The following is an 18,187-nucleotide window of genomic DNA, read 5'->3' on the forward strand; positions in this document are numbered from 1 at the left end:
AAGAATTAGTACGCGTGCTTGCTCGCAGCTTATAGCTTGCAGCTTGCAGCTCTTTTGACGAAGGAAAAAGCATGCTCATTATTCCCGCTATCGATCTAAAAGACGGTGCCTGTGTTCGTCTGCGCCAGGGCCGCATGGAAGATTCCACAGTGTTCTCCGATGATCCGGTGAGCATGGCTGCCAAGTGGGTCGAGGGTGGTTGCCGTCGTCTGCATCTGGTCGACCTGAACGGTGCCTTCGAAGGCCAGCCGGTCAACGGTGAAGTGGTGACCGCGATTGCCAAGCGCTACCCGAACCTGCCGATCCAGATCGGCGGCGGTATCCGTTCCCTGGAAACCATCGAGCACTACGTCAAAGCGGGCGTGAGCTACGTGATCATCGGCACCAAGGCCGTGAAGGATCCAGCGTTCGTTGCCGAAGCCTGCCGCGCGTTCCCCGGCAAGGTGATCGTCGGCCTGGATGCCAAGGATGGTTTCGTCGCCACCGACGGCTGGGCTGAAATCAGCACCATTCAGGTCATCGACCTGGCCAAGCAGTTTGAAGCCGACGGCGTGTCCGCCATCGTTTATACCGACATCGCCAAAGACGGGATGATGCAGGGCTGCAACGTACCGTTCACCGCCGCGCTGGCCGCTGCCACCAGGATCCCGGTGATCGCGTCCGGTGGCATCCACAACCTGGGCGACATCAAGACGCTGCTCGACGCCAAGGCGCCAGGCATCATCGGCGCCATCACCGGCCGGGCGATCTACGAAGGCACTCTCGACGTCGCCGAAGCGCAAGCTTTCTGCGATTCGTACAAAGGCTGAGGACTGACCATGGCGCTGGCCAAACGCATCATCCCTTGCCTGGACGTGGACAACGGCCGGGTGGTCAAGGGTGTGAAATTCGAAAACATCCGCGACGCCGGTGACCCGGTAGAAATCGCCCGTCGCTACGACGAGCAGGGCGCGGACGAGATTACCTTTCTCGACATCACCGCCAGCGTCGATGGTCGCGACACCACGTTGCATACCGTCGAGCGCATGGCCAGCCAGGTGTTCATCCCGCTGACTGTGGGCGGTGGCGTGCGCACCGTGCAAGACATTCGCAACCTGCTCAATGCCGGTGCGGACAAGGTCTCGATCAACACTGCAGCAGTGTTCAACCCGGAGTTCGTCGGCGAAGCGGCGCAGCATTTCGGTTCGCAATGCATCGTGGTCGCGATCGACGCGAAGAAGGTTTCCGGCCCGGGCGAAACCCCGCGCTGGGAAATCTTCACCCACGGCGGGCGCAAGCCGACCGGCCTCGACGCGGTTGAGTGGGCGAAGAAAATGGAAGGCCTGGGTGCTGGTGAGATCCTGCTGACCAGCATGGACCAGGACGGCATGAAAAACGGTTTCGACCTGGGCGTCACCCGCGCCATCAGCGATGCACTGGGCATTCCGGTGATCGCCTCCGGTGGCGTCGGCAACCTGCAACACCTGGCCGACGGTATCCTGGAAGGCCACGCCAGCGCGGTCTTGGCGGCGAGTATCTTCCACTTCGGTGAATACACCGTGCAGGAAGCCAAGGCTTATATGGCTCATCGCGGAATTGTGATGCGCTAAGCTCTGCGCGAAAACTGCCTGCGCGACAATCATGCTGCGTTAAAAACAGGCTCGGAATGCTCATGTAGGCCCCTACAGTCGAACGCGACCCCGGCCGTTCCTCGCCTGTTTTTGCCTTGCCTGATTGCCGCTCGGCAAGTTTTCGCACAGACCTTCAACAAACCGATGCAGGCCAGTGGACATCATGGCGGGCTCAAGGCACTCTTGGGTACGCCATGGATTTCGGTAGCCAGACAATGTTTAAACGCCTTCTGCTTGTCCTCGCCAGCGCTTGCCTGTTGTTCCTCAGTGGAGTGCAGGCGGCAGACAATCCCGCCACCGACATAGTGTTGCTGACGGAAAACTTCCCTCCGTACAACATGGCGAAGAATGGCAAGAACTTCGCGCAGGACGAAAACATCAATGGCATCGCCACCGATATCGTCCGCGAAATTTTCAAGCGCGCCGAGATTACCTACAGCCTGACGCTGCGTTTCCCATGGGAACGAATCTACAAACTCACCCTGGAAAAGCCCGGCTACGGCGTGTTCGTCATGGCACGGCTGCCCGACCGCGAAAAGCTCTTCAAATGGGTTGGCCCTATCGGTCCGGACGACTGGATCATGTTGGCCAAAGCTGACAGCAAAATCACCCTCGAAACCCTGGACGACGCCCGTCAATACAAGATTGGCGCCTACAAAGGCGACGCGATCGCCGAGACACTGGCCAAGCAGGGGCTCAATCCCATCGTGGTGCTGCGCGATCAGGATAACGCCAGCAAGCTGGTCAACGGCCAGATCGATCTGTGGGCGACGGGAGATCCGGCCGGGCGCTACCTGGCGCGTCAGGAAGGCGTAAACGGGCTCAAGACCGTATTGCGGTTCAACAGTGCCGAGTTGTACCTGGCGTTGAACAAGGACGTGCCGGACGAGATGGTGGCCAGGCTTCAGGCGGCGCTGGATCAATTGCGCAAGGAAGGCAAGGTCGAAGAGATCATGGCGCGGTATCTCTAAAGCTGCTCTGCGGAGTTCTTTGCATTCCCCTGTGGGGGGGGCGTGCTGCCGCTAACTAGCGGTACACCCCATCCTTGCCATGGGCGGCCGTCGCCCGATTGCTGCGTACACTGATCATCTGCTTGATATCGATCCAGTTGATGCCCTGAGCCTTGAGCTTGGGCAGCTCGCGCTCCAGGACCGCCAGCGTCTGCGGATACGGATGCCCGATCATCACCGCCGAACCCTGTTTTTGCGCCAGGCTGATCGCCGTCTGAAGCTGCGTGAGGATCGCCGCCTCGGTGCGCTCATCGTCCAGGAACACATCCCGAGAAACACTCGCCAGGCCGATCTTCTGCGCTTCGGCAGCCGCCACGGTTTGCGCGCTGGTGCGGCTATCGACGAAGAATTTGTGTCTCCCCTGCAAGTTCGCCATCAACCACGCCATCGCTGGTTGCTGAGCGGTCATGCGACTGCCCATGTGGTTGTTGATTCCGGCGGTGAAGGGCACGGCTTTGAACGCGGCGTCGAGGCGTTTCTCAAGTTCTTCGATGGGCAGGTCAGGGTGCCAGGCGAACGGACCGGTGGCCGGGTCCATGGGCATGTGCAGGATGACGATTTTGCCGGCGCGATGGGCCTCGCGAGCGAATTCGCCGGCGTGGGGCGTGTCGGGCATGATCGCCGTGGTCACCGGGCCGGGCAGCGCCAGCACACGACGATCCCGGGGCAAATTTTGCCCCAGGTCATCGATGATCAGGCTCAGATAGGCTTTGTGAGGCTTCTGCCTGGCGGGCTCCGCGTGAGCAGTACCCGCCAGACAGCACAACAGCACGAGGATGAAGCGCAACGTCATCCTCAACGGCCGGACGTAATGCTCAGCCCTTTGAGCAGGCTCAGGGCCTGGGCCAGTTGGTAATCATCGTCCTGCGGCATTGGCTTGGCCTTGCCGCTGGAACCGGTTGGTTTGTCGGCGCCGCCGTTGCCATTGCCCAGGTGGCCTTGCAGGTCGGCTTCCTTGAAGTACTCGCCGTCCTGCTCGTTGGTGATCTTGGCCTTGCGCACCTCGATGTCCGGCACGATGCCCTGCGCCTGGATCGAGCGGCCGTTCGGCGTGTAGTACAGCGCCGTGGTGATCTTCAGCGCGCGGTCGTTGTTCAGCGGCAGCACGGTTTGGACCGAGCCTTTGCCGAAACTGGTGGTGCCCATCAGCACGGCGCGTTTCTGATCCTGCAGGGCACCGGCGACGATTTCCGACGCCGAGGCGCTGCCGCCGTTGATCAGCACGACCATTGGCACGGCTTCGCTTTCGTCTTTGCCGGTGGCCGAGAAGCGCAGTTCGGAGTTGGCGATACGTCCCTTGGTGTAGACGATCAGGCCTTTGGTGATGAAGTGGTCGACCACTTCCACCGCCGCTTGCAGCACGCCGCCCGGGTTGTTGCGCAGGTCGAGAATGATGCCGTTGAGCTTCTTGCCGTTTTCCTTGCGCAGCTTGGCCAGGGCCTTGGAGACTTCTTCGCCGGTCTTGACCTGGAATTGGGTGATGCGGATGTAGCCGTAGCCGGACTCCAGCAGCTGGCTCTTCACGCTCTTCACTTGGATGATGGCGCGGGCCAGGGTCACGTCGAACGGCGTACCGCCATCGCGCACCAGGGTCAGGGTGATTTTCTGGCCGATCTTGCCGCGCATCTTGTCCACGGCTTCGGTCATGCTCTGGCCGCGAGTCGGCTGGCCATTGATCTTGACGATGAAGTCGCCGGCCTGGATGCCAGCCTTGGAGGCCGGGGTGTCATCGATGGGCGATACCACCTTGATGAAGCCGTCTTCGGCGCCGACTTCGATGCCCAGGCCGCCGAATTCGCCGCTGGTGCTTTCCTGCAGTTCGGCGAAGTCTTCCGGGCCCAGATAGGCGGAGTGCGGATCAAGGTTGCTGAGCATGCCCTTGATGGCGTTTTCCAACAGGGTCTTGTCGTCTACCGGCTCGACATAAGCGGCTTTGATCCGATCCATGACCTCGGCAAAGGTGCGCAACTCTTCCAGGGGCAATGGCGCCTTGGTGGTCGCAGCAGTGCCAGCAGGCGCGACGGCCGGGGCCGGTTGAGCGGCAAACGCCAACGGCGCGCCGATCACCAGGGCGATCGTCAGGGCCAGCGAGGTAAGGCGGGACAAATGCAGCATGTCGAACGAACTCCTGAATTAGGCGGCACGCTTATCCTTGCGCGCGGCACCATTGCGCCGGGTCACTCGGGTGACCCTGCTGACGAATAGCAAAATACAGCGCTGGTGTGTCCTGCCCGCCACTGTTACCGACAGTGGAGATGGACTCACCGGCTTTTACCACGTCACCCGCAGACTTGAGCAGCGTCTGGTTGTGACCGTAAAGACTCAAAAAACCGTTGCCGTGGTCGAGAATCACCAGCAACCCGGCACCGCGCAACCAGTCGGCGAACACGACGCGACCGCCGTGAACCGCATGCACCGCGCTGCCCGCGGAGGCGCCGATCATCACGCCGTCCCACTTGGTCCGGGCATCGTCGCCCCGGCTTTCACCGAAGCGCGCCAACAGTCGACCGTCGACAGGCCAGGGAAGTTTGCCTCGGGTTGACGCAAATGGACCGCCAAACGTCTCGCCTGAACTGGAGACCAGTGCGCCAGGTGTCGATTTAACGGGTTTGCGTGGGGCATCGTCGGTGGCTTCTGCCTGTGCCTGGGCCTCACGTAAACGCTTTTTTTCGGCTTCCTGCTGGGCTATCAGCGCTTTTTGCCGCGCTTCTTCAGCCTCACGAGCCTGGCGGGCCAGGGTTTCCTCGATGGTTTTAAGGACTTTAGACAGGTCTGCCTGATCCTGCTCGCGGGCGGCCAGTTTCTGGTCGCGCGCCTTGACGTCGTCATTGAGCTTGGCCAGGACTTGCTGGCGCTCCTGGCGAACTTTCTCGAGTTCGCCGCGCTGGGTTTCCAGGCTGCTTTGCTGCACCAGCAATTGCGCTTGCTGGGCGGCGATGTCTTTTTCGACATTAGCCAGCTGGCGCAGGGTTTCGTTGAAGTTCTTCAGCTGTTCCAGGCGGGCCTGGCTCAGGTAGTCGTAATAGGTGAGGGTGCGGGCGAATTTCTCGGGGTTCTGCTGATTGAGCAGCAGCTTGAGATACTCCTGACGGCCATTCTGGTAGGCCGCGCGGGCCTGGATGGCGATCAGTCGTTGCTGTTCAGTGCGTGCGCTCTGGAGTTTTTTTTTCTCTGCATCGAGCCGCTGCAGCTCGGATTCGCTCTTCTTCAGCTCTTTTTGCAGGGCTTCGACCTGCTTCTCGAGCTTGCCCATTTCGGTCTCGGTGCCTTTCAGATCCTTCTGGATACCGGATTTTTCTTCCTGCAATTTGCCCAGCAGTTTTTTCAGCTCGGCAATGTCCTGGCGCGTAGCGTCCAGCTGCTGTTGGGTTTGCGCGCGCTCGTCAGCAAAGGCCGGTTGGAGCAGGCAAGTCAGAGCGAGGGCTATCAGGACGCGAAGCATAGAGGCGGGCGACACCAGGGAAAGGGACGGCCTAGTATGCCCGCCCCACGCTGCAAAAAAAACGCCCAATTGGGGCTGTGTGATAACTGGAGGGGAATGCTGGGGGAATTAGGCTTCCAAACCGCCAAAAACCACTGTGGGAGCGGGCTTGCCCGCGATGGCGGCCTGACATTCAACATAGAAGTTGGCTGGCAGATTGCTATCGCTGGCAAGCCAGCTCCCACAGGGATTAACGGTGATTACACCAAAATGGAAGTCCCGGTCATTTCCGCCGGTTTTTCCAGGCCCAGCAGTTTCAGCATGGTCGGGGCCACATCCGCCAGCACGCCGCCTTCGCGAACCTTCAGGTCGCGCTTGCCAACATAAATGAACGGCACCGGCTCGGTGGTGTGCGCGGTGTGCGCCTGGCCGGTGGATTCATCGGACATCTGCTCGACATTGCCGTGGTCGGCGGTGATCAGCGCTTCGCCACCGACTTTTTCCAGGGCTTCGACGATACGGCCGACGCACTGGTCCAGGCATTCAACGGCTTTTACCGCCGCCTCGAACACGCCACTGTGGCCAACCATGTCGCCGTTGGCGTAATTGACGACGATCACGTCATAACGCTGGTGTTCGATGGCATCGACAATGCGATCGGTCACTTCCGGCGCGCTCATCTCTGGCTGCAAGTCGTAGGTGGCGACTTTCGGCGACGGGATCAGGATGCGCTCTTCGCCCGGGAACGGTTCTTCGCGACCACCGGAAAAGAAGAAGGTCACGTGGGCGTATTTCTCGGTTTCAGCGATGCGCAGCTGAGTCTTGCCGTTTTTCGCCAGGTAATCGCCCAGCACGTTTTCCAGGCTGCCGGCGGCGAAGGCGGCTGGCGCGGGAATGCTGGCGGCGTATTGGGTCAGCATCACGAAGCCGGCCAGTTTTGGCTGGCGCGCACGTTCGAACTCCTTGAAGTCGTCTTCAACGAAAACCCGGGTCAGCTCGCGGGCGCGGTCGGCGCGGAAGTTCATGAAGACAACGGCGTCTCCGTCTTCGACTTTCACCGGTTCACCGATGGAGGTGGCCTTGACGAACTCGTCGCTCTCGCCACGTTCATAGGCCGCTTGCAGGCCTTCCTGGGCGGTGGCGGCGTTGAATTCGCCCTGACCGTCGACAATCAGGTTGTAGGCCTGGGCTACGCGGTCCCAGCGGTTGTCGCGGTCCATGGCGAAATAACGACCGATGAGGCTGGCGATGCGGCCCTTGCCCAGCGCCTGGAAAGCGGCGTCCAGCAGTTCGATCGACGATTGCGCGCTTTTCGGTGGGGTATCGCGGCCATCGAGGAAGGCGTGCAGGTAGATTTTTTCCGCGCCGCGCTTGGCGGCCAGTTCAGCCATGGCGACCAGGTGATCCTGGTGGCTGTGCACCCCGCCATCGGACAGCAGGCCCATGAAATGCACGGCTTTACCGGCGGCAACAGCTTTGTCCACGGCGGCGCAGATGGTCGGGTTCTCGAAGAACTCGCCGTCGCGGATCGATTTGGTCACGCGAGTGAAGTCCTGGTACACCACGCGGCCGGCGCCGAGGTTCATGTGGCCAACTTCGGAGTTACCCATCTGGCCATCCGGCAGGCCGACGTCCATGCCGCTGCCCGAGATCAGGCCATTCGGCGCGGTGGCCCACAGGCGGTCGAGCACGGGCTTCCTGGCGGCATAGATGGCATTGCCTTCCTGGCTTTCACTGTGACCGAAGCCGTCGAGAATCATCAGGACCAAAGGTTTAGGCGTGGTAGTCATGGAATCCACTCGTGGCTGAGATAAAAAGGGGTGATGGAAAAGGGAGTGGCAGTTTAAAGCGAAGTTCCTGCGGCGTCACCGCCGGACGGGGTTTGGCCCACCTTGGTGGCTGTGTATACTGGCCGACATTTTAACGCCCTGGAACCTCCTTCGATGGTTGCTCACCTGATTGAATTTGCCACTAACCACTACATTCTCGTCGGTATCTTCGTCGTACTGCTGGCGTTGCTGATTGCCTATCAAATGCAGGGCGGCGGCCGTAGCCTGAGCACCGGCGAACTGACCGCACTGGTCAACAAGGACGCCGGGGTAGTGGTCGACATCCGTCCGAGCAAGGATTTCGCCGCCGGTCACATCGTCGGCGCGGTGAACATTCCCCAGGACAAACTGGCCGCCCGCATCGGCGAGTTGGAAAAACACAAGGCCAAGACCATCATTCTGGTCGATGCCCTGGGCCAGACCGCCGGCACTCACGCTCGCGAGCTGATGAAATCCGGCTTCACCGCCGCCAAGTTGTCCGGTGGCGTTTCCAGCTGGAAAGCCGACAACCTGCCGCTGGTGAAGTGATATGAGCAACGTCGTCGTCTATTCCAGCGATTACTGCCCTTATTGCTCGCGAGCCAAATACCTGCTCGAGAACAAAGGCGTGGCCTTCGAAGAGATCAAGGTCGATGGCAAGCCGCAGGTGCGCGCCGCAATGGCTCAAAAAGCCGGACGTACGTCCGTGCCGCAGATCTGGATCGGCAGCACCCATGTTGGCGGTTGTGATGACTTGTTTGCCCTGGAGCGCGCCGGCAAGCTCGACGCGATGCTCAAGGCCTGACTGCTGTATTCAAAACAAGCAAACCTAAAAGACCCCTGGATCAAGAAGGATCTGCGATGACTGACCAACAGAACACTGCTGCGAACGAAGAAGAAACTGCACCGCAATTCTCCTTGCAGCGCATTTATGTCCGTGACCTGTCCTTCGAAGCCCCGAAAAGCCCGGCGATCTTCCGCCAGCAGTGGGAACCGAGCGTCGGTCTGGACCTGAACACCCGTCAAAAGGCTCTGGAAAACGATTTCCATGAAGTCGTGCTGACCCTGTCGGTCACGGTGAAGAACGGTGACGAAGTGGCGTTCATCGCTGAAGTGCAACAGGCCGGGATCTTCCTGATCAAGAACCTGGATGACGCTTCGATGAGCCACACCCTCGGCGCGTTCTGCCCGAACATCCTGTTCCCGTACGCTCGCGAAACCCTGGACAGCCTGGTGACCCGTGGTTCGTTCCCGGCGCTGATGCTGGCCCCGGTTAACTTCGACGCGCTGTACGCGCAAGAGCTGCAACGCATGCAGGCGGCTGGCGAGACTCCAACCGTTCAATAAGCGGGTCCAAATGTGGGAGCGAGCTTGCTCGCGATGAGGTCATCAGCTTCAACATTGATGTTGACTGAAACACCGCCATCGCGAGCAGGTTCGCTCCCACATTTTTTTGCGGTGTTATTTGAAGCCGTTCTGCCGCCAAGCCTCGTACACGGCCACGGCTACGGTGTTGGACAGGTTCAGGCTGCGGCAGCCTTCGCGCATCGGCAGGCGCAGGCGTTGTTCGCCGGGCAGGGCGTCCAGCACTTCGGCGGGCAGGCCACGGCTTTCGGGGCCGAACAGGAACGCATCGCCTTCGACGAAGCTGGCATCGTGGAACGGCCGTGAACCCTTGGTGGTGAAGGCGAACACCCGTGGATGGCCGAGGCTTTCCAGGCAGCTCGCGAGGTCTGCGTGGCGTTGCAGGGTGGCATACTCGTGATAGTCGAGGCCGGCCCGGCGCAGTCGCTTGTCGTCCATCTCGAAGCCCAGCGGTTCGATCAAATGCAGGTGGCAGCCGCTGTTGGCGCACAGCCTGATAACGTTGCCGGTATTCGGCGGAATTTCCGGTTGGAAGAGGATGACGTGAAACATGCACGGCTCCGAAGGTAAAGATGAGCGGCATTCTACGCCGCAACCCGACTCTCGTTCGAAACTATTCCCGCGCGTGATGGGTTCGCTGGCGATTGTCGGGGTGATGGTCGGGATGATGATCGGACGCCTGACCACGCCCGACCCCAGCGAACTGCAGCAGGTCGAAGTGATGGATAACGGGCTGGTGGTCTGGTTCAACAATGAACCCAAGGTCCATGGCGAGATTGTCGATGGCAGTGTCGCGTTGTTGTTCGAAGCCGAAGGCAAGGTGCAAAAGGGTCAGCTCAAGCTCAACGGCAAGGACGTCAACTGGCGAACGCGTTTGAGTGATGGGGGGTTGTTGCTGACGCTGGTGGCGGCCCGGCCCCTGCAGGGCGACTGGACCGGAAGCGAGGTCGATGACCGCTGGCGGCTGGAGATCCATCTCCGAGAGCAATAAAAGAGGGAATCCCCGGCCTGCCTGTACCAAGGTTCCCAAAACGGGAGGGTTCGCGCCTTGCGTCGTGAGCCCGATGTAAAGAGGGAATCCCCGGCCTGCCTGTACCAAGGTTCCCAAAACGGGAGGGTTCGCGCCTTGCGTCGTGAACCCGATGTAAAGGGGGAATCCCCGGCCTGCCTGTACCAAGGTTCCCAAAACGGGAGGGTTCGCGCATTGCATCGTGAACCCGGTGTAAAGAAGGAATCCCCGGCCTGCCTGTACCAAGGACCCCAAAACGGTGGCTCGTCGCTAGTGCGGTGTGAGCCCGGTGTAAAGAGGGGAATCCCCGGCCTGCCTGTACCAAGGTCCCCGAAACTGGGTAGTGAACTGAATCACTGATTGGACTATTGCAGGGGGCGTGCCAGGTTTTAACAATATGAAACAGATATCCGCCGGATAACGCTGAAAGCCCCGTATTTCGGGGCTTTCGTGTTTTTTCGATTGGGGTTCGATTGCGAATTCAGGCGAGATGTCGGATCAGAAGTAGTGCCCGATTGCAGGTCACGGTGCGTTGCGGCGGTGCACAGGGCGCTAAATGTTGGCCGGCAGCAATGATGTTGAATGTGCCGGCCCCATCGCGAGCAGGCTCGCTCCTACAGGGGAGTGGTGTTCACGCGATTGCGAAAACACTCAGGACCCACGGTGGGAGCGAGCCTGCTCGCAATTGGATGCGGTGGTGAGTGAAGAACTGAAGGTTGCTTAACCTTCATCCCCCTCATCGTCATCCCCGCCATCGACCTTCATCCCCAGCTCCTTGATTTTGCGAGTCAGGGTGTTGCGACCCCAGCCCAGCAACACGGCGGCATCGCGACGACGGCCTGCGGTGTGCTTGAGGGCGGTTTCGATCATGATCCGTTCGAACGCCGGCACCGCGCTGTCGAGCAGGCTCGACTGGCCGCGCGCCAGGGCCTGATCAGCCCATTGGCGCAGCGCCTGCTCCCAATTGGTCACTGGTGCCGAATCCTGAGGCAGGCTCAGCAGCTCTGGCGGCAAGTCGCCGATGTGCACTTCGCGACCGGACGCCATCACGGTGATCCAGCGACAGGTGTTCTCCAGCTGACGCACGTTGCCCGGCCATGGCAGGTTTTTCAGGTATTCCTCGGTTTCGTTTTTCAGCAGCTTCGGCTCGACGGCCAGCTCCTGCGCGGCACGGCTGAGGAAGTGCTTGGCCAGGGTCGGGATGTCTTCGCGACGATCCGACAGGCGCGGAATGTGGATGCGGATCACGTTGAGGCGGTGGAACAAGTCCTCACGGAATTTTCCGGCGTGCACCAGGGTCTCCAGATTCTGGTGCGTTGCGGCGATGATTCGCACATCAACCTTCACCGGCACGTGACCACCGACGCGATAGAACTCGCCATCGGCCAAGACCCGCAGCAGCCGAGTCTGGGTATCGGCCGGCATGTCGCCGATTTCATCGAGGAACAGCGTGCCGCCGTCCGCCTGCTCGAAACGCCCGCGCCGCAGGTTGGCCGCGCCGGTGAAGGCGCCTTTCTCGTGGCCGAACAGCTCGGATTCCATCAGGTCTTTGGGGATCGCCGCCATGTTCAGCGCAATGAACGGCGACGCCGCGCGCGGACTGTGACGGTGCAGGGCGTGGGCCACCAGTTCTTTACCGGTACCCGATTCGCCATTGATCAGCACAGTGATGTTGGAGTGGCTCAAGCGCCCGATGGCGCGAAACACTTCCTGCATCGCCGGCGCTTCGCCGATGATTTCGGGGGTACGGGTCAGGGTCGGGGCGACTTCGAGTCCTTGCTGTTCCTGGGCGTGCTGGTTGGCGCGCTTGACCAGGGACACCGCCTCGTCGACATCGAACGGCTTGGGCAGGTATTCGAACGCACCGCCCTGGTAGGACGCGACAGCGCTGTCCAGATCGGAGTGCGCGGTCATGATGATCACCGGCAGCCGTGGGTGTTGTTCGCGAATCCGTGCCAGAAGGTCCAGGCCGCTGGCGCCTGGCATGCGGATGTCGGAGATGATCACGTCCGGCTGCTGGCGAGCCAGGCGGCTCATCACGCCATCGGCGCTGTCGAAGCTTTGCGTGGTCATGCCTTCTTGTTGCAAGGCTTTTTCCAGGACCCAACGGATAGAACGGTCGTCATCGACGATCCACACGGTTTCACTACGGCTCATGTCGATGTGGCTCCTTGTTCCAGTGGCAGAAAGATCGAGAAAGTGGTGTGGCCCGGGTGGCTGTCACACTCGATCAGGCCCTGGTGCTGGCTGATGATGTTCTGGGTAATGGACAAGCCCAGCCCGGTACCGTCCGGACGGCCGCTGACCATGGGAAAGAAAATGGTTTCCTGTAGTTCCGCAGGAATGCCCGGGCCGTTGTCGATGATTTCGATCTTGGTCACCAGACGATGGCGTACGTGGCCGATGGTGAATTGGCGCATGGCACGGGTGCGCAGCGTGATGCGGCCCAGGCGCAGCTCGTTCTGGCTGCTGATCGCTTGCATTGCGTTACGCACGATGTTCAGCACGGCCTGAATCATTTGTTCGCGGTCGATCAGGACGTCCGGAATGCTTGGGTCGTAATCGCGCACCAATGTGATGCAGCCCTGACTTTCGGCCTCGACCAAGTGACAGACGCGCTCCAGCACTTCATGGATATTGCACATGGCCAGCGACGGCAGTTTGTTGGAGCCGAGCATGCGATCCACCAGATTACGCAGGCGATCGGCTTCTTCAATGATCACGTTGGTGTAATCGCGCAGGCTTTCTTCCGGCAGTTCGCGGGCCAGCAATTGCGCAGCGCCACGAATCCCGCCCAGCGGGTTCTTGATTTCGTGCGCCAGGCCACGCACCAGCATCTTGCTGGTTTCCTGTTTCGACAGCTGCGCTTCTTCCTTGGTGATCCGCAGCAAACGGTCACGGGGATGGACTTCGAGCAACAGCAGGGTGTCGCCATTGCTCAGGATCGGCGTGACCGCGTAATCGACCGTCAGGGTCTGGCCGGTGAGGGCGGTGAGCATCGCTTCGCGCTTGGTGAACGGATGCGCCTGCTGCACCGCCTGGCGCAAGGAATTCAGGGCCTCGGTGGACTCGGTGAACAACTCGCTGATGAACTGCCCATGGCTACGCTGGCCGCTGATGGCCAGGAGCATTTCCGCAGCCGGGTTCATGTACTCAAGGCGCAATTCGGCATCGAGCAGGATGGTCGCGGTGGTCAGGTTGTCGAGTAGCAAGCGGTGTAGTGCGTCACTGATGGTCATTCAGGACCTCTTTTGGCGCATGAATTAAGAGCTGATACGAGGAAACTGCAAAAACCAAACCAAGGCTCCGAAAAGAAGCGTCGCCCCCCTGAAACAGGCGTTTGACGCTCGATTGCGTGGCGCTCTGCCAGCTTTTGCGGGTACTTTCGAACCAAAATGGGTTGGATTTCGACGTGAGTGCAACCAATCGCACCAATATAGTGCGCAAACCTGAACGAGATGGGGAGAAGCGCAGGCGCCGACTTTTTTGTGGCGGGTTGGCCGCTGAAGACCCGATTCCGGCAGCGTGTACCGGCAAGCGATCAGCGCCAGGCGTTCAACGCTTATGCATCCGTTGCAGGGTAAACGTCACGGTTGGGCTTTGCTGTATGACCGTATCGCCGTCGATCACTTGCACGGCGAGACGATGCTGGCCGCGATCGATATTCACCAGTTGCAGGATCGGTACGTTGCCGGGCTGGCCATACGGTTGATCGTCCAGCCACAGTCTGAGCAGATGCGTTCCTTGCAGGCGGGGCTTGATGAGTACGTTGACGGTGAAGGTGCCGTCGTTGGCGCGCAGGGCTTCGGTGACGGGCAGGCCAGTGAGTTCCAGTACCTCATACGTGACGTGAGGTTGTTCGCGGTTGCCGGCTTTGGCTGGCGGTTCCGGTATTCTCGGCGGCTGACTTTCGACACTGTTGAGCGGTGGCAACTCGACGGGTTGAGCTTTAACGCCATCTGGTGGTTGATTGCTGTATCCGGTGTTGCCATCGGCGTCGGTGTATTTGTAAATCTGCGCCATCACGGGAAAAGCCAAAGACAGCAGCAAAAGCATTGATAACAGCCGCATTCAGACTCCAGGTGGGCCGCGAGGATTACTCCGACAATGGAATACCTTGGCTGCCAGCATAGAACACAATAAGTTCTACCGGCTTGTTACCGGTCTTTCCACGATGCGTGATATTGACCATTTCAGCCAGCGCGTCGCCCTGTTTGAAGTGCTGGATCTTGCCGTTGTCCCTGCTCTCCACCGTCAATTCGCCCGCAAGAATGTATGCCGCGTTGGGGATTGGGTGGGTATGCCAGTCGAGTTCGGTGTTGGCAGGTATCTTGAGTTTGAGCATTGACAGTTCGGGTGCGGCGTCGGGGTAGCGAATGTAAGGCGTGCTGTCCCAGGATGTGCTGGTTTGCAGCAGGATTTTACGTTCGATACCCGCCGGAGGTGAGGCGGGGCTGCAGCCCAGCAACGCAGTGGTCAAAGTGGCGATCAGGGGTGTGAGCAGGCAGGTCTTCATTCTTCCATCCATTGAATTCAAGCAAGTCGATATAGGCTACGAGCTACTCGAATGGATTGATGCCGGACGATGCTGTGAATGTCCGAGGAGAATGAGCAAGCAGTTGTCGGAAACTGCCCACAAAAAAGGCCTTCCGAAGAAGGCCTCTTTTTTGTCACGCCGCTTGCGCAGGCGCTACCGGATTAGCAGCTGTAGTACAGCTCGTATTCCAGTGGGTGTACGAAGGTACGAACCTTGATTTCTTCTTCGCTTTTCAGAGCGATGTAAGCGTCGATGAAGTCGTCGCTGAAAACGCCGCCTTTGGTCAGGAACGCACGACCTTTGTCCAGCTCTTCCAGGGCTTCTTTCAGGCTGCCGCAAACTTGTGGGATCTCTTTCGCCTCTTCAGGCGGCAGGTCGTACAGGTTTTTGTCAGCGGCGTCGCCAGGGTGGATCTTGTTCTGGATGCCGTCCAGGCCAGCCATCAGCAGTGCGGCGAACGCCAGGTACGGGTTGGCAGCCGGATCCGGGAAGCGCGCTTCGATACGGCGGGCTTTCGGGCTCGACACGTAAGGAATACGGATCGAAGCAGAACGGTTGCGAGCCGAGTAGGCCAGCATTACTGGCGCTTCGAAACCTGGAACCAGACGCTTGTAGGAGTTGGTGGCCGGGTTGGTGAAGCCGTTCAGGGCCTTACCGTGCTTGATGATGCCGCCGATGAAGTACAGGGCGGTATCGGACAGGCCGGCATAGCCTTCGCCTGCGAAGGTGTTCTTGCCATCTTTCCAGATGGACATGTGTACGTGCATACCCGAGCCGTTGTCGCCGTACAGAGGCTTAGGCATGAAGGTAGCGGTACGGCCGTAGGCATCGGCAACGTTGTGCACGACGTACTTCAGGGTTTGGGTTTCGTCGGCTTTCTTCACCAGGGTGTTGAACTTGACGCCGATTTCGTTCTGGCCGGCAGTTGCCACTTCGTGGTGGTGAACTTCGACGGTCAGGCCCATTTCTTCCAGTGCGTTGCACATGGAGGTACGGATTTCGTGGTCGTGGTCGAACGGTGGAACCGGGAAGTAGCCGCCTTTGACGCCTGGACGGTGGCCCTTGTTGCCGCCTTCGATGTCCTGGTCGGACATCCAGGAACCTTGTTCGGAGTAGATCTTGAACATGGAACCGGAAATGTCGGACTTGAACTTGACCTGGTCGAAGATGAAGAACTCTGGCTCTGGACCGGCGAACACGGTGTCACCGATACCGGTGGCTTTCAGGTGCTCTTCGGCGCGCTTGGCGATCGCACGCGGGTCGCGATCGTAGCCTTGCATGCTCGAAGGTTCGATGATGTCGCAGACCAGGATCAGGGTCGGCTCTTCGGTGAACGGGTCGAGAACGGCGGTGGAATCGTCCGGCATCAGGATCATGTCGGAGGCTTCGATGCCTTTCCAGCCAGCGATGGAAGAACCGTCGAACATCTTGCCGACTTCGAAGAAGTCTTCATCCAGCGCGTCGCGAGCCGGCATGGTCACGTGGTGCTGAGTGCCTTTGGTGTCCGTGAACCGCAGATCAATCCACTTGACGTCATGATCTTTGATGAGTTGAACCGACTTCGACATAGTGTCCTCCGGGTGGCTTAGGGCTGGTAGTGGATGCCCTTAAATGTTTGTGATGCCGGCGCGAATACTCTGCCAAGGCAACCTGCCTCACAAGGGAGCAAATTGCATGCCAGTGCCCCAGCATGGGTTTTTTGCCCCAATTTCACGCTTATAGAGGTGCGAGGCCTATAAATGCTTGAATTTGCGCCCCTTAATGTGGCGCTCAGGCCTCAAAGTGACCTGTTTTGGTGCGTGCAAAACCTTCTGCACATTAACTGGTTAAACCTTGAGCAATTTCCGCTATAATCCGCGCCCCCCTTTTTCGGCTGGCCCAGCGCGCGCTGTTTTCATGAAACTAATCGTAAAAGTCTTTCCCGAGATCACCATCAAGAGCCGCCCGGTACGGATGCGTTTCATCCGCCAATTGGCCAAGAACATCCGTGCCGTGCTCCGCGATCTGGACCCGGCTGTGGTGGTGAACGGTGTGTGGGACAACCTCGAGCTGGAAACCCGTGTCAGCGACCCCAAGGCCTTGAAAGAGATGGGCGAGCGCCTGAGCTGCATGCCGGGCATCGCGCATTTCCTGCAGATCGACGAATACCCGCTGGGCGATTTCGACGACATCGTCGAAAAGTGCAAGCAGCACTACGGTGATGCACTGGCCGGGAAGATTTTTTCGGTGCGCTGCAAGCGCGCCGGCAAGCACCCATTCAGCTCGATCGACATCGAGAAATATGTCGGCAGCCAGTTGCGCCGTCAGTGCGGTGCCGCCGGGATCGACCTGAAAAAGCCTGAAATCGAAGTCCGCATCGAAGTTCGCGACCAACGGTTGTTCGTGATCCACAGCCAGCACAACGGCATCGGCGGTTATCCGCTGGGCGCGCTGGAGCAAACGCTGGTCCTGATGTCCGGCGGTTTCGACTCGACCGTCGCCGCCTACCAGATCATGCGCCGTGGCCTGATGGCCCATTTCTGCTTCTTCAACCTGGGTGGCAGGGCCCATGAATTGGGCGTTATGGAAGTCGCGCATTTCATCTGGAAGAAGTACGGCAGCTCCCAACGCGTGTTATTTGTCAGTGTGCCGTTCGAGGAAGTGCTGGGAGAAATTCTCGGTAAAGTCGATAACAGTCATATGGGCGTAGTATTGAAGCGTATGATGTTGCGCGCTGCGTCCCAAATCGCCGATCGCCTGCACATTGACGCATTGGTTACCGGTGAGGCGATTTCCCAGGTTTCGAGCCAGACACTGCCGAACCTGTCCGTGATCGACTGCGTGACCGACAAGCTGGTGCTGCGCCCACTGATCGCCAGCCACAAGCAGGACATCATCGACCTGGCCAACGAAATCGGCACCGCCGACTTCGCCCGGCACATGCCGGAGTACTGCGGGGTCATTTCGGTGAATCCCAAGACGGCGGCCAAGCGCCATCGGGTGGAGCACGAAGAGAAAGAATTCGACATGGCGGTGCTTGAGCGTGCGCTCGAGAACGCCAAACTGGTGCCGATCGATCGCGTGATCGATGAATTGGGCCAGGACGTTCAGATTGAAGAAGTCAGCGAAGCGCTGGCCGGTCAGATCGTGATCGACATCCGCCACCCGGATGCCGCCGAGGATGACCCGCTGGAACTCGCTGGTATCGAGGTACAAACGATGCCGTTTTATGCTCTGAACGCTCGTTTCAAGGAACTGGACCCTACTCGCCAGTACCTGTTGTATTGCGACAAAGGCGTGATGAGTCGCCTGCATGCCCACCATTTGCTCAGTGAGGGGCATGCCAATGTGCGCGTTTATCGACCGAGCTAAGTGCCCGGGGCTGTTTGCCTGTGGCTTGCGTCACCGGCCCCCCGACGCCGCCGTCAAGCTGTAACGGCTTTCACGG

The 18,187-nt window shown here is 59.6% G+C and carries 18 protein-coding genes; 8 read left to right on the forward strand and 10 right to left on the reverse strand.

The genetic code is table 11. The features are described 5' to 3' along the window. Positions 1-71: 71 nt before the first annotated feature. From hisA to AC1Q6D_RS25415, 3 genes are all read left to right on the forward strand, one after another. On the forward strand, positions 72-809 hold the full coding sequence (gene hisA, locus AC1Q6D_RS25405; RefSeq protein WP_090328037.1) for a 1-(5-phosphoribosyl)-5-[(5-phosphoribosylamino)methylideneamino]imidazole-4-carboxamide isomerase: 738 nt from the start codon (positions 72-74) through the stop codon (positions 807-809). Between the two features lie 9 nt (positions 810-818). Further along, entirely contained in the window at positions 819-1,589 is a 771-nt protein-coding gene (gene hisF / locus AC1Q6D_RS25410) for an imidazole glycerol phosphate synthase subunit HisF (protein ID WP_007897430.1), read from the forward strand. Positions 1,590-1,825: 236 nt separating this feature from the next. Next, a complete protein-coding gene (locus AC1Q6D_RS25415; protein WP_103405910.1) occupies positions 1,826-2,581 on the forward strand; it encodes a substrate-binding periplasmic protein in 756 nt (251 codons plus the stop codon). Positions 2,582-2,636: 55 nt separating this feature from the next. Here AC1Q6D_RS25415 and AC1Q6D_RS25420 read toward each other — a convergent pair whose 3' ends face one another. The 4 genes from AC1Q6D_RS25420 to gpmI form a co-directional block, all read right to left on the reverse strand. Then, positions 2,637-3,413 (reverse strand): divergent polysaccharide deacetylase family protein, encoded by a 777-nt coding sequence (locus AC1Q6D_RS25420; RefSeq protein ID WP_047536331.1) that lies wholly within the window; start codon positions 3,411-3,413, stop codon positions 2,637-2,639. A 2-nt stretch (positions 3,414-3,415) separates the two neighbouring features. Further along, positions 3,416-4,735: a S41 family peptidase gene (locus AC1Q6D_RS25425; protein ID WP_047536333.1), complete on the reverse strand. Its 1,320-nt coding sequence runs from the start codon at positions 4,733-4,735 to the stop codon at positions 3,416-3,418. Positions 4,736-4,766: 31 nt separating this feature from the next. Continuing rightward, entirely contained in the window at positions 4,767-6,062 is a 1,296-nt protein-coding gene (locus AC1Q6D_RS25430; protein ID WP_047536335.1) for a murein hydrolase activator EnvC family protein, read from the reverse strand. Positions 6,063-6,301: 239 nt separating this feature from the next. Beyond that, positions 6,302-7,831 (reverse strand): 2,3-bisphosphoglycerate-independent phosphoglycerate mutase, encoded by a 1,530-nt coding sequence (gpmI, locus tag AC1Q6D_RS25435; protein WP_103405911.1) that lies wholly within the window; start codon positions 7,829-7,831, stop codon positions 6,302-6,304. Positions 7,832-7,984: 153 nt separating this feature from the next. Between gpmI and AC1Q6D_RS25440 the strand changes: the two genes are divergently transcribed. From AC1Q6D_RS25440 to secB, 3 genes are read left to right on the forward strand one after another with little or no spacing between them, the layout of a single operon-like run. Further along, positions 7,985-8,398 carry a rhodanese-like domain-containing protein gene (locus tag AC1Q6D_RS25440; protein WP_047536339.1) on the forward strand — a complete coding sequence of 138 codons (414 nt, stop codon included), beginning with the start codon at positions 7,985-7,987 and terminating at the stop codon, positions 8,396-8,398. Position 8,399: 1 nt separating this feature from the next. Continuing rightward, positions 8,400-8,654: a glutaredoxin 3 gene (grxC, locus tag AC1Q6D_RS25445; RefSeq protein WP_008149430.1), complete on the forward strand. Its 255-nt coding sequence runs from the start codon at positions 8,400-8,402 to the stop codon at positions 8,652-8,654. Between the two features lie 56 nt (positions 8,655-8,710). Then, a complete protein-coding gene (secB, locus tag AC1Q6D_RS25450) occupies positions 8,711-9,196 on the forward strand; it encodes a protein-export chaperone SecB (protein WP_047536344.1) in 486 nt (161 codons plus the stop codon). Between the two features lie 114 nt (positions 9,197-9,310). On the opposite strand, the gene AC1Q6D_RS25455 is transcribed toward secB, so the two are convergent. Beyond that, complete coding sequence (locus AC1Q6D_RS25455) at positions 9,311-9,766, reverse strand: tRNA (cytidine(34)-2'-O)-methyltransferase (protein ID WP_103405912.1); 456 nt, start codon at positions 9,764-9,766, stop codon at positions 9,311-9,313. Between AC1Q6D_RS25455 and AC1Q6D_RS25460 the strand changes: the two genes are divergently transcribed. Further along, on the forward strand, positions 9,765-10,205 hold the full coding sequence (locus AC1Q6D_RS25460; protein ID WP_090465736.1) for a hypothetical protein: 441 nt from the start codon (positions 9,765-9,767) through the stop codon (positions 10,203-10,205). The two genes, AC1Q6D_RS25455 and AC1Q6D_RS25460, sit on opposite strands and share 2 nt — an antisense overlap. 738 nt (positions 10,206-10,943) lie before the next feature. On the opposite strand, the gene ntrC is transcribed toward AC1Q6D_RS25460, so the two are convergent. From ntrC to glnA, 5 genes are all read right to left on the reverse strand, one after another. Beyond that, a complete protein-coding gene (ntrC, locus tag AC1Q6D_RS25465) occupies positions 10,944-12,380 on the reverse strand; it encodes a nitrogen regulation protein NR(I) (RefSeq protein ID WP_047536349.1) in 1,437 nt (478 codons plus the stop codon). Next, positions 12,377-13,462: a nitrogen regulation protein NR(II) gene (gene glnL, locus AC1Q6D_RS25470; RefSeq protein ID WP_047536351.1), complete on the reverse strand. Its 1,086-nt coding sequence runs from the start codon at positions 13,460-13,462 to the stop codon at positions 12,377-12,379. Before glnL ends, ntrC begins: the two co-directional genes overlap by 4 nt. A 316-nt stretch (positions 13,463-13,778) precedes the next feature. After that, entirely contained in the window at positions 13,779-14,294 is a 516-nt protein-coding gene (locus tag AC1Q6D_RS25475; protein ID WP_103405913.1) for a DUF4124 domain-containing protein, read from the reverse strand. A gap of 25 nt (positions 14,295-14,319) precedes the next feature. Beyond that, on the reverse strand, positions 14,320-14,739 hold the full coding sequence (locus AC1Q6D_RS25480; protein ID WP_103405914.1) for a cupin domain-containing protein: 420 nt from the start codon (positions 14,737-14,739) through the stop codon (positions 14,320-14,322). 182 nt (positions 14,740-14,921) lie between these two features. Continuing rightward, entirely contained in the window at positions 14,922-16,328 is a 1,407-nt protein-coding gene (gene glnA / locus AC1Q6D_RS25485; protein WP_047536354.1) for a type I glutamate--ammonia ligase, read from the reverse strand. A gap of 328 nt (positions 16,329-16,656) precedes the next feature. On the opposite strand from glnA, the gene thiI reads away from it, so the two are divergent. Further along, a complete protein-coding gene (gene thiI / locus AC1Q6D_RS25490) occupies positions 16,657-18,111 on the forward strand; it encodes a tRNA uracil 4-sulfurtransferase ThiI (RefSeq protein WP_103405915.1) in 1,455 nt (484 codons plus the stop codon). The last annotated feature ends 76 nt before the right edge of the window (positions 18,112-18,187 follow it).

Source organism: Pseudomonas sp. MT92 (assembly GCF_058792515.1).

Bases quoted from the DNA above. Each gene is read 5' to 3' on its own strand.
- hisA (WP_090328037.1), top strand. From the start codon at position 72: ATGCTCATTATTCCCGCTATCGATCTAAAAGACGGTGCCTGTGTTCGT.
- hisF (WP_007897430.1), top strand. From the start codon at position 819: ATGGCGCTGGCCAAACGCATCATCCCTTGCCTGGACGTGGACAACGGC.
- AC1Q6D_RS25415 (WP_103405910.1), top strand. From the start codon at position 1,826: ATGTTTAAACGCCTTCTGCTTGTCCTCGCCAGCGCTTGCCTGTTGTTC.
- AC1Q6D_RS25420 (WP_047536331.1), bottom strand. From the start codon at position 3,413: ATGACGTTGCGCTTCATCCTCGTGCTGTTGTGCTGTCTGGCGGGTACT.
- AC1Q6D_RS25425 (WP_047536333.1), bottom strand. From the start codon at position 4,735: ATGCTGCATTTGTCCCGCCTTACCTCGCTGGCCCTGACGATCGCCCTG.
- AC1Q6D_RS25430 (WP_047536335.1), bottom strand. From the start codon at position 6,062: ATGCTTCGCGTCCTGATAGCCCTCGCTCTGACTTGCCTGCTCCAACCG.
- gpmI (WP_103405911.1), bottom strand. From the start codon at position 7,831: ATGACTACCACGCCTAAACCTTTGGTCCTGATGATTCTCGACGGCTTC.
- AC1Q6D_RS25440 (WP_047536339.1), top strand. From the start codon at position 7,985: ATGGTTGCTCACCTGATTGAATTTGCCACTAACCACTACATTCTCGTC.
- grxC (WP_008149430.1), top strand. From the start codon at position 8,400: ATGAGCAACGTCGTCGTCTATTCCAGCGATTACTGCCCTTATTGCTCG.
- secB (WP_047536344.1), top strand. From the start codon at position 8,711: ATGACTGACCAACAGAACACTGCTGCGAACGAAGAAGAAACTGCACCG.
- AC1Q6D_RS25460 (WP_090465736.1), top strand. From the start codon at position 9,765: ATGCACGGCTCCGAAGGTAAAGATGAGCGGCATTCTACGCCGCAACCC.
- AC1Q6D_RS25455 (WP_103405912.1), bottom strand. From the start codon at position 9,766: ATGTTTCACGTCATCCTCTTCCAACCGGAAATTCCGCCGAATACCGGC.
- ntrC (WP_047536349.1), bottom strand. From the start codon at position 12,380: ATGAGCCGTAGTGAAACCGTGTGGATCGTCGATGACGACCGTTCTATC.
- glnL (WP_047536351.1), bottom strand. From the start codon at position 13,462: ATGACCATCAGTGACGCACTACACCGCTTGCTACTCGACAACCTGACC.
- AC1Q6D_RS25475 (WP_103405913.1), bottom strand. From the start codon at position 14,294: ATGCGGCTGTTATCAATGCTTTTGCTGCTGTCTTTGGCTTTTCCCGTG.
- AC1Q6D_RS25480 (WP_103405914.1), bottom strand. From the start codon at position 14,739: ATGAAGACCTGCCTGCTCACACCCCTGATCGCCACTTTGACCACTGCG.
- glnA (WP_047536354.1), bottom strand. From the start codon at position 16,328: ATGTCGAAGTCGGTTCAACTCATCAAAGATCATGACGTCAAGTGGATT.
- thiI (WP_103405915.1), top strand. From the start codon at position 16,657: ATGAAACTAATCGTAAAAGTCTTTCCCGAGATCACCATCAAGAGCCGC.